The sequence below is a fragment of the Methylorubrum rhodinum genome (genome assembly GCF_014199935.1).
Taxonomy (GTDB): Bacteria; Pseudomonadota; Alphaproteobacteria; order Rhizobiales; family Beijerinckiaceae; genus Methylobacterium; species Methylobacterium rhodinum.
This window is the reverse complement of record NZ_JACHOP010000048.1, coordinates 1-5,056: the sequence shown is the minus strand read 5'-3', so window position 1 is coordinate 5,056 and position 5,056 is coordinate 1. Positions and strand designations below refer to the sequence as shown.

The window sequence follows — 5,056 nt, the reverse complement described above, 5'->3', positions numbered from 1 at the left end:
TCGCGACGCTCCGCCCGCAGTCGCAGGCAGGAACCGTTCCCATCCCAGATACGGTCGCGCTTGGGCTGCCTGGCCGGGACCTTCAGACCTTCGCGGTATTATGCAGCAACCTCACCTAAAAGCGTTCGGGTTAACGCTTCAGTTGAGGCGGCGTCCCGGCCAATCGGATGGAGCCAATGACTGAGCTATTCCCCAAAGACCCAACGGAACTCGCGCTGGCGCGAACGCTGGACGCTTACGTCAACGAAGCCCTTGCCTGTGGGCTTGATATTGGGCCCGGCAGTCTTCCTGATGCTCTCATTGACAGCCTGTGCCAGTGCCTCCCGGAGAGCGTCACTGCTCTCGTCTGTCTGCCCGCAGACGGGACAGGCAAGCGCCGAGTCGCCCTGCGCTCCGGCGACGGGCTCCGGCGTTACACGGCATTTGCCGCAGAGTATTACCGGGCTCTTCTCATCCGCCACGGCGCTCTCCCCTCATAAGGAGGGGAGGAGACCACGCAGGACGGGTTGGAGTCGAGGGCGTACGTACCGCGACGACGAGCAATGCGGCTTCGGCGATCGGCTCAGCCTTATCGCACTTTTAGAACTTTCTTCTATTTCGGCCCGGCTTCAGAACCGCTCCCGTTGGAAAGACCTCTTCGCGTGCGCGCGCGCGAAGACGATCCCGCCGGGAGTCGAGAGCATACCCTTCCAATGTTTACGATCCGTTGATGTGGGCGCGAGAGACGCCGCAGCCGTCTTGCGCGATCGGCGGACTCGCGTCATTTTGGGACGATGGCGCTCGACTCCGCTAACGATTCGTTAACCAGAGTCCGACTGCGGTCTCGACCAAAAACTCAGTTTTATGGAGTTTTCACCCTTGCAGGCGACGATGCCGCCTCCTAAATCAAGACTCGCCTCGCGAGAGTCTGGCGGGGTAGGTGCGGCGATGGTCGGGGTCGAAGATTTCATCAAGAAGCAATGGCCTTCCCTCAAGGCCAGGGTCGCTGATTTGGAGAACAAAAAGCGGCTTCTTGAGGACGAGCTTCAGCAGATTGAGAAGGAGCTAGGAACTGCGCGGCAAGAGTTTGCTGCTATAGACAGCGCAGCCAGGACGCTACAGACAAATCTCACCCTGGGCTTCGATCTTGTCTCGCCGGCCAATACCACTTTTGAAAAGGAATACAAGTTCGGCGACGTGTCTATCAAGCAGGCAATTAGGTTAGCCCTTGATCACTTTGCCGAAGGCCTCAGCTCAAGAGACCTATATATGGCGATTAATCGTAGGTACTTCGAGAGCAAGCTAAAAAGAGAGAGTTTCAGTCCGCAGCTTAGCCGCCTTATGCAGGACAGAGAGGTTGAGCAAGCGGACAAAGGTTGGGTCTTAACCCCGGTCGGTAAGAAGACGATGCGATGGCATACTGTTCTTCCCTACCGGAATGAGCCCGATACCAATGAGCCGCCAAGCGCGTAGCGCTCGACGGCTCAGAAGCGGACTTGGAAGGGCAGCAACCAATCCTCGTCCTTGTGTCCCACCCCGCGTCCTAGCCGGCGCAAACGAGAAGGAACGACATGGTTTACCACCATGGACCCTTATAGGGCGTAAACGGCTCAGCTTGGCGTCCCACCGCCGGGCTGGGCCGTCCCCGTCATCCAATCCGCGCTTCTGCTCGAAGCGGGACCGAGATGCACGGCACCACGTCACTTAGATTGCATCACAAGGACCCACTTTCAAGCGGGAGCTTCCTTTTCGCGCGCATGACAGGAGTTTGCATGCCCGCTCGTTTCCCGTGCGACCACACCACCGCCTGCCACATCCTCCACGCCGTTTTGGTGCTCGGATGGAAGCAGGACGCGGCGTCCTTTTACTTCTGCGTGAACAGCGGCACGGTCTCCAAGATCGTGCGCGGCCTCTCGCACCACGGCGCGACGCCGCTGCCGTTCTAGGCCTTCGCGCCGGGGTCACCCTTGTAGGTGATCCCGGCCGGATCGTCATTCAGAACGATCCCCGCATCCTCGAACGCACGCCGCATCGCCAGCAGGTTGTTGGTGATCGGCGTGCGCAAGCCGTTCTCGAACTGGCGTATCGTGCTCAGTCCGATGTTGGCGCGCTTGGACAATTCACCTTGCGACCAGTCCAACCAAGCTCGGGCGGCGCGGCAGTGCTGAGGCGTCATCGTGATTCAGAGATAGCGCCTGACGTTTTTTCCGTCAAGGCGATTAAAAGCGTTGACCTGCGATCAAATCGACCATAAAACTCACCTCAACGCAAAACGTTCAGGTGAGCGCCGTGGCCCAGCACTTTCTTCTCTCCCGCGCCGCTCGCTCCCTCAACCTCTCCCAAGTCGCCCGTATGTCGGATGACGAAGCTTGGGAGACGTTCAAGGCCATCCGTTGGGCCGACACCGAGGGCGAGCCCTTCTGCCCGCGCTGCGGCTGCCTCAAACACTCCTTCATCGCGACCCGCAAGCTGTTCAAGTGCGCCGGGTGCCGCCATCAGTTCAGCGTCACCAGCGGGACCATCTTCGCCAGCCGCAAGCTCCCGATCCGCGACCACCTGCTTGCCATCGCCATCTTTGCCAACGGTGCCAAGGGCCACTCTGCGCTCCAACTCAGCCGCGATCTCGACTGCCAGTATCGCACCGCCTTCGTGATGGCTCACAAGCTCCGCGAGGCCGTGGCGGCTGAGACCGCCGACGCCACCGTGTCGGGCACCGTCGAGGTGGACGGCGCCTATTTCGGCGGCCACGTCCGGCCGGAGAACATGAAGGAGGATCGGAAGGACCGTCGCCTTGCCGAGAACCAGACCGGCAAGCGCCGCGTCGTCGTCGTGATCCGCGAGCGCAACGGCAAGGCTCTCACCTTCGCCTTCCGTTCCGAGGCCGAGAGCGTGGACACGATTGAGGCCCGCGTTCTTCCCGGAACCGTCGTCCACGCTGACGAGGCCAAGGGCTGGGATCGCCTCCACAAGACGTTCGAGACCCATCGCATCAACCATCAGGTGGCCTACAGCGCCGACGACGCCTGCACCAATCAGGCGGAGAGCTACTTTGCCCGCCTTCGCCGTTCCGAGATGGGTGTGCATCACCACATCGCCGGTCCCTACCTCGCGGCCTACGCTGCCGAGATGGCTTGGCGCGAGAACTACCGCCGCGTCAGCAACGGCGGCCAGTACCAGATGATCGCGGGCGCCTCGCTCCGTCACCCGCCGTCGCAGGTGTGGAAGGGCTACTGGCAGCGGCACCACCTGCCGAAGGGTGCTGCCTGATGGCCCTCCCTCACGTCGTCAGCACCCTCCGCGCCAAGCGCGATGAGATCGAGGCGCACATTGCCGAGCTACGGCGCCAGCTAGACCGGGCGGAGCGCGACCTATCGCACGTCAACGCCGTGCTGACGCTCTACGAACTCTCCCCCGAGACGCAGACCAAGTTCCCCGCCTACGCCAACCTCAATCGGCTGTTCGCCTACGGGGAGATGTTCAAGCTCTGCAAGCGGGCCCTGGAAGAGGCCGGGAAGCCGCTCAACACGCGGGAAATAGCGCTGGCCGTGATCCGCATGAAGGGATGGGACGAAGCCGACATGCAGCTACGGAAGGCGGTCGCCTACCGGCTGATTCAGTCGCTCGGAACGGCGGCGCGGCAAGGCCGAATAAAATCCGTTGGCAAGCGGACCAACGTGTGCATATGGACACTTAACAGCCAAGCTTGACAAAAACGGCGCGGTGTCTCGCACCGCTGGGGGCTGGTGTCAACCCCCTGAAGCACCATATAAGCGCCGTGGTCAACAAATATCTGGCTAAATGCGGTTGCGCACCTGTCTCGTTCGGTGCAAAACGTGCAAGGTGAACGATTTTCGTCGCAATTCTCGTTGCGGCACGTTCGCCGTGCTTGCTCATTAAGCCAGGCGAAAGCTTGGCCATAACACTATCTGGAGGAGGGACCGGTGTCAGTATCTGGACTTGCGGCCTTCGGCCATGAAGCAGAGCAGGACACTCGCGTCAAGGTGTCGAAGGTGAAGCGTAGATCTTTCTGGAGTGGAGTTCTTCAAGGATTATCCGGCCCGGCTTTGCTCGGCAGCAAGCCAGAGGCTATAAACAAGTTTGTGGAAGTTCGCGGCAATAGCGTTCGCGTCAAAATTCCGAATCGTACCAAGCACGTCCATGTGTTTAAGACGGAGCGAGAGGCCGCAGCGATGGCACGCGCTATCGCTGCGGCAACCGATACTGTCCTTAAGCGCAAGAATCTTGTGGTTGGCACTCAGGTTGTGAAAAGGCTGGACCGTGAAGGCAAATTGCGCGAATTAAGCCGTCTCACGGTTCAGAGACGCGCGCACGATGCCCCCTCGAAATAGAGACCATGAGCGGACAAGGGCCATGGTAGTCCGCGAGGTACGGGAAGACGTTCGCGAGGATGTCGAGCGCGCCCTTGGCGGTGTACCTCTACCAGCTCAGAAAAAGCAGGAAGTCGCAACTGCGATAGGGGCTGCTGTTGAACGATATATCAGCCCCTATCCGCATCCCGATGTTATAGCACAAATCGACAAGCTTGCGCCCGGATCAGCCGCCCTGATAGTTCAGACTGCTGTAGATACTATCCGGCACAATAACGAAATAGAAAAACGAGAGTTAGATTTAAAAGAAAAAGAGATAGAACTGGTCGATAAAATATCGACGGCAGATTATGGCTCTGTAAGCCAAGGCAGGAAATACGGGCTCTTTGCATTCGTATGCATTCTTTTATTCTCTGCGGGAATGTATTATTTGGGGGCTGAGAAGCTTGCATATATAGCTTTTGGCGTAGGATCGCTTGCCATAGTTGGACAACTGATCTTAGGAGGCGGTCACAAGTTTTCCCTCACCACTTCGCCTCCTGGCGAAGGCGAAGGCGAAAGCGAGGTGCCGCCGTCTGCCTCAATGACCAAACCGGATAAATCGAAACGGTAGGTCACCTCAACGTTTTTGGGTGAGGTTGCTGCATAATGCCGGACCTTCGCGTCGCCAGATGCGCTCCACGCGCTTGTCGTTGACCAGCCAGCCGGCCGCCTTCAGCAACGCGCTGATTTTCCGATAGCCGTAGCGA

Annotated in this window: 7 protein-coding genes and 1 pseudogene; 6 read left to right on the top strand and 2 right to left on the bottom strand. The window is 59.3% G+C overall.

Annotated features, from left to right (window positions below; genetic code table 11):
* The first annotated feature begins 858 nt into the window (after nt 1-858).
* Complete coding sequence (locus HNR00_RS25230; protein ID WP_183574301.1) at nt 859-1,452, top strand: hypothetical protein; 594 nt, start codon at nt 859-861, stop codon at nt 1,450-1,452.
* 299 nt (nt 1,453-1,751) lie between these two features.
* Nucleotides 1,752-1,925 carry a hypothetical protein gene (locus tag HNR00_RS25225; protein WP_183574299.1) on the top strand — a complete coding sequence of 58 codons (174 nt, stop codon included), beginning with the start codon at nt 1,752-1,754 and terminating at the stop codon, nt 1,923-1,925.
* On the opposite strand, the gene HNR00_RS25220 is transcribed toward HNR00_RS25225, so the two are convergent.
* The gene (locus HNR00_RS25220; protein WP_183574297.1) at nt 1,922-2,155 is read right to left on the bottom strand and encodes a helix-turn-helix domain-containing protein; all 234 of its coding nucleotides are present in this window, start codon (nt 2,153-2,155) and stop codon (nt 1,922-1,924) included. The two genes, HNR00_RS25225 and HNR00_RS25220, sit on opposite strands and share 4 nt — an antisense overlap.
* Nucleotides 2,156-2,268: 113 nt before the next feature.
* Between HNR00_RS25220 and HNR00_RS25215 the strand changes: the two genes are divergently transcribed.
* From HNR00_RS25215 to HNR00_RS25200, 4 genes are all read left to right on the top strand, one after another.
* Nucleotides 2,269-3,246: an IS1595 family transposase gene (locus HNR00_RS25215; RefSeq protein WP_183574295.1), complete on the top strand. Its 978-nt coding sequence runs from the start codon at nt 2,269-2,271 to the stop codon at nt 3,244-3,246.
* Nucleotides 3,246-3,686, top strand: a complete 441-nt coding sequence (locus HNR00_RS25210; protein ID WP_183574293.1) for a hypothetical protein — start codon at nt 3,246-3,248, stop codon at nt 3,684-3,686. The genes HNR00_RS25215 and HNR00_RS25210 overlap by 1 nt, the downstream gene beginning before the upstream one ends.
* Before the next feature lie 234 nt (nt 3,687-3,920).
* Complete coding sequence (locus HNR00_RS25205; RefSeq protein WP_183574291.1) at nt 3,921-4,328, top strand: hypothetical protein; 408 nt, start codon at nt 3,921-3,923, stop codon at nt 4,326-4,328.
* Between the two features lie 22 nt (nt 4,329-4,350).
* Nucleotides 4,351-4,920: a hypothetical protein gene (locus HNR00_RS25200; RefSeq protein WP_183574289.1), complete on the top strand. Its 570-nt coding sequence runs from the start codon at nt 4,351-4,353 to the stop codon at nt 4,918-4,920.
* 42 nt (nt 4,921-4,962) lie between these two features.
* Here HNR00_RS25200 and HNR00_RS25195 read toward each other — a convergent pair.
* Nucleotides 4,963-5,056: pseudogene (locus tag HNR00_RS25195) on the bottom strand (IS3 family transposase); the annotation flags it as partial.

What these genes read in the sequence shown, in the direction of transcription:
- HNR00_RS25225 (WP_183574299.1), top strand. Translation starts at nt 1,752, where the DNA reads ATGCCCGCTCGTTTCCCGTGCGACCACACCACCGCCTGCCACATCCTC.
- HNR00_RS25220 (WP_183574297.1), bottom strand. Translation starts at nt 2,155, where the DNA reads ATGACGCCTCAGCACTGCCGCGCCGCCCGAGCTTGGTTGGACTGGTCG.
- HNR00_RS25210 (WP_183574293.1), top strand. Translation starts at nt 3,246, where the DNA reads ATGGCCCTCCCTCACGTCGTCAGCACCCTCCGCGCCAAGCGCGATGAG.
- HNR00_RS25200 (WP_183574289.1), top strand. Translation starts at nt 4,351, where the DNA reads ATGGTAGTCCGCGAGGTACGGGAAGACGTTCGCGAGGATGTCGAGCGC.